This window comes from Streptomyces sp. NPDC002911 (genome assembly GCF_053591835.1).
The window spans coordinates 50,897-54,930 of the sequence record NZ_JBSFUO010000010.1 but is presented as its reverse complement, the minus strand read 5'-3'; the positions used below and the strand labels follow the sequence as shown (position 1 = coordinate 54,930).

The 4,034-nt window shown below is 70.1% G+C and carries 3 protein-coding genes and 1 pseudogene; all 4 read right to left on the bottom strand.

From position 1 onward, the window contains the following. Positions 1-1,886: WXG100-like domain-containing protein (locus ACWD04_RS17725; RefSeq protein ID WP_451132856.1), on the bottom strand; the 1,886-nt coding region annotated here is incomplete at its 3' end. Positions 1,887-1,967: 81 nt separating this feature from the next. Next, on the bottom strand, positions 1,968-2,339 hold the full coding sequence (locus ACWD04_RS17720) for a hypothetical protein (protein WP_451132854.1): 372 nt from the start codon (positions 2,337-2,339) through the stop codon (positions 1,968-1,970). A gap of 2 nt (positions 2,340-2,341) precedes the next feature. Beyond that, positions 2,342-2,797 carry a YbaB/EbfC family nucleoid-associated protein gene (locus ACWD04_RS17715; RefSeq protein WP_451132852.1) on the bottom strand — a complete coding sequence of 152 codons (456 nt, stop codon included), beginning with the start codon at positions 2,795-2,797 and terminating at the stop codon, positions 2,342-2,344. Positions 2,798-2,985: 188 nt separating this feature from the next. Beyond that, positions 2,986-4,034 (bottom strand): annotated as a pseudogene (locus ACWD04_RS17710) (AAWKG family protein); the annotation flags it as partial.

The following is a 4,034-nucleotide window of genomic DNA, read 5'->3' as shown; positions in this document are numbered from 1 at the left end:
GCACCCGGACCATCCACCGTGGCCGGACCACCCCCCTCGACCACAACAGGGCTACCACCAGAGACACCCGGACCATCCACCGTGGCCGGACCACCCCCTGCGCCGGAGGCGGCACCCACCGTGATCGGGGCGTCCACCGTGACTTGGGTGCCGAAGCCGTCGAGGGCACGGCGGACCTCGTCCGTGTCGACCTGGTTGGCGGGGCTGCTCCCGGCGGGCACCACCCGGACCTCGGGCATCTGCGACAAGTTGCCGTGCAGGCTGTCGCGGACACCGATCTCGGCGCTGCCGGGCGGCTGGGCGCCCCGCAGGGCGGCGAGGTCACGCAGCGCCTGCTCGCGGACGTCGGCGGGGCCGTTGTGGACCTGCTGCCACAGCGCGTTCTCTGCGGCGGTCGCGGGCAGCGCGCCCGGTGAGTACGGCGGTGGGTCCAGGGTCGTGTACGGCGGCGGGTTCTCGGAGAAGTAGGGCGGGGGCGACTGGCTACCGGTGGCGTCACCCTGTCCGGTGGTCTGCGAGGTGACCGGCGGGGGCGAGACGAGGGCGGGGCCGTCGCCGCCCGTCGTGTCCGTGCGCGAAGGGCCGTCGGCGCGATCCGGGCCGTCGCCGGAGCGCGAGGAACTGCCTGAGTCGGTGTCGCCCGCTGACACGGTGGGTGGCTGGTGACGCAGCTTGTCGATGACGTGGCGCAGTTCGGCGGCGCTGTTCACGGCGGTGTCGCTGAGCGTGGCCTCGACCTGGCTGCTGATGCCCGCGCCGACGAAAGTGGACCAGCTGGTGGACCAGTCGCCGTCGAAGGCGCCCTTGATCAGGATCTCCGCGAGTGCCTCGCCGGAGCCCGCGGCGAGGAAGTCGGCCGTCCCCTTGAGCCCGTAGTGCCCGGCCAGCGCACCGGGCCGGTCGGCGTTGTGCCGCAGGATCGGGCTGTTCCGCCACAGGTCGATGTTGTTCCGGAAGGAGAGCGGGTTGTTCCGGAAGGTGACCGGCACGTTGTTCGAGGGGTTGGGGCCGTTCCCGTACGGGGTGGGGTCGGGGCGGTCGTTGAGTAGGTTGTCGCGGTCGGGGCCGGGGGTGGGGTTCGGCTTGGGATTCGGGCCGTAGTTGTCGAGGTCGAGGTCCGGGTTGTTCTTCAGGTTGGGGTTGTTCTTGAAGTCGAGATCCGGGCCGTTCTTCAGGAAGTTGTTGTCGAAGCTCCTGACGATGTTCCTCGCGAAGCTGTCGAAGACGCTGGTGAAAAAGCCCGCCGCGGCACCGAACGCGGCGGCCTTGCCGATGTCGCTCCAGTCGATGCCGTCGGGGCGGCGGCCGTCCGGGGCGAAGTTCATCATCGCCAGCCGCACCGCGAAGGTGGTGAACGCCTCGGCGAACGCCTCGGTCAGCGAGGGCGCGAGGTGCAGCCGCTGGAGCAGGTGGCTGAGCGTGGTGAGGATGAAGAACCGGCTGCGCATCTTGGCCAGCATGATCTGGCTGGCCGAGGCGCCCCCGGTGAAGAAGGACATCGCCAGATAGATGGCGATCTCGATGAGCAGCCGGATGATCTCGGCGATGACCTGCCACTTGGACTCCATGATGTCCATGGAGGTCTTGCGCCGGCCCTCGGCGATCTTGTCGAGCTGGTCGGAGAAGTCGCGCAGGTAGTTCTTGCCGCCGTCGTCGATGAGCATGCCCATCGCCTTGCCGTACGACTTGGCGAGGTCGTCCGGCATGGACTCGCCGATGTCGTGGATCGACTTGTCGATCAGCGAGGACAGCCTGTCCAGCTTGCGGCCCAGGCCGGAGTAGGGCCGCCGACTGTCGAAGGCGAGGTCCTCGTCAGCGTCCATGAGCCTCTCCCCGGTGAGGATGAAGATCATCGCGTTGACCTCAGGCGATACCTGGATGCTCACCGGGAGCCGCCCCTGAGCCCGTGCGGGCAGGACGGAGCGGCCGCTCCCGGCGTGGTGCGGGAGCGGCCTGCGGCGCGGAGATCAGCGGCGCCCATGCCCGCCCGGGCCGCTGTCGAGTCCGTCGGTGTTGATGCGGTTGGTGCCCTGCTCGACGTTCTCGATGTTGCGGTCGCGGGTGTCCTTCATCATCCGGACCTGGCTGACCGTGGCATCGGTGATGCCCACCAGCGCATCGCGAATGGACAACATGGTGTCCTTCGTCGTCTGCCGTTCCTTCTGCTCCTGCGGCTTGGCCTTCTCCGCGAACTCGCCTTCCGTGCCGGGCCAGCTCACCGTGGGGGCCAGCTCGTCGAGGAACTCCTCGGTCATGCTCCTGGTCAGCGTGCCGATCTCCTCCAACTGCTTCGCCAGGGCCTCGATGCGATGCGGGTCTACGTAGTACCGCTGTCCCATCGTCAGTCCTCTCCCTCGTCGCCGAGCGCGTCCCGCCAGGTGGGGGCGTCCTTCGTACCACGTGCCGTGTCGGCGTCGTCCTCTTCCAGCACCTCGGGGCCGAAGATACGCTCCCAGTCGAGCTCGAAGCCCTTCAGCTCAGGCACATTGCTGCTGGGCTCGGCGAAGGGCGCCATCGCCTTCATCACATGCCGGTTCATCTTCAGGCGCGCCGCGCTCGCCGCCTCCAGGACGCTGGCGGCCAACTCCTGCGGGGACATGTCGCGGTACTTGTTCTCCAGGAAGTCGATCCCGGTCAGCTCGCCCTGCGGGCCCGCCGTGGCACGGACCGCACGATCGGAGGAGAGCGCCGCGAACGACGCCGTCCGCAGCTCGCGCTCGGTACGCGCGACCGCCTCCTGGGCCGCCTGCAGTTCGGCCATGGCCTTCTCCAGGCGCTTCTCCAGCGGTTCCGTCATGCTCGCTCCCTCCCTCTCCGTCGGTCTTTCCGTACGTCCGGACGCCCGTGCGCCCGGACGATGTGTCCGCTCACGGTCCCCGGCCCGTCAACTGCTCCGTTGATCTTGCCTGGTGGCCGTGCCACCGCGGAGGCCGGGGGTGGAGTGGGGCCGGCTCCGCGCGATGGTGCGCCGGATTCGAGCGGTGATCACCGGCCGATCACGGACGGGGTGCCGCCCTCCTCGGTGCCCCACACGTCCGTGTCCTCCTCCAGGAAGTCGGTGGAGGTGAGGGGCCTGCGACCCGTCTCGGCCTCCTCCTCCGGGGAATCGCCGCCGGTGGTCGTCACCCGGGAGGCCGGGGCCAGGAAGGTGTCGCTGTCCTCCTGCCGGTTCCACGGGCTGCGCCGGCGGCGGTTGCGGCGCTCGCTCTCCTCGGCCGCGTCGACCAGGACGGCGCGCACCCGCTCGCCGTTGCCCTTCTCGCCACCCCCGCCCATGCCGCCCATTCCGCCACCCATCGGCATACCGGGGCTGCCCGGCGTGCCGGGGGCGCCGGGGGCGCCCCCGCCGGCGGAGGACGCGAGCGGGGCGCCCGCGCCTGCGGTGGCACTGTCGGAGAGGGGGGCGACACCCGTGCCCCCGGCACCGTCCGGGGAGAGGGAGCCCGCCCCCGAGAGACCGCCTCCGAAGGCCGCGGTGCTCGCCTGGCCACCGCCGAGGCCCAGCTCGGAGAACGGCACGTCCCTGCTCGAGGTGCCGCCACCACCGGTCCCGCCGCCGGACCCGTTGAGGCCGCCGAGATCGCCGAGGCTGCTCAGGCCGTCGAGCGAGCCCGAACCACCCAAGCCTCCGGACGAGTTGAGGCCCTTGAGGTCCACCGTTTCGGTCTTGCCCTGCGGGTCGGTGACTGTGGCGACGCCGGTGTCCGGGTCGATGATCTGGGTGGTGCCGTCCGGGAAGGTGGTGTTCAGCCGCCCGTTGTCCAGGAAGGTGGTGGACCCGTCCGGGTTGTTCACCTTCGCCCCGTGGGTGAGGTCGGTGTCCACCGTGGAACCATCCGGGCCGGTGCTGGTGAGCATCCCGGTCTCCGGGTCGAAGACGGCCTCGCTGCCGTCCGCGAACATGGTGGCGAAGTCGTCGTTCACGAAAGCGGTACTGCCCCCGGTCGGCGTCTCCAGACCGTTGACACCGCCCAGATCCCCCAGGTCCCCCAGACCGTTCGAACCGTTCAGACCACCAAGGCTGCCAAGGTTCT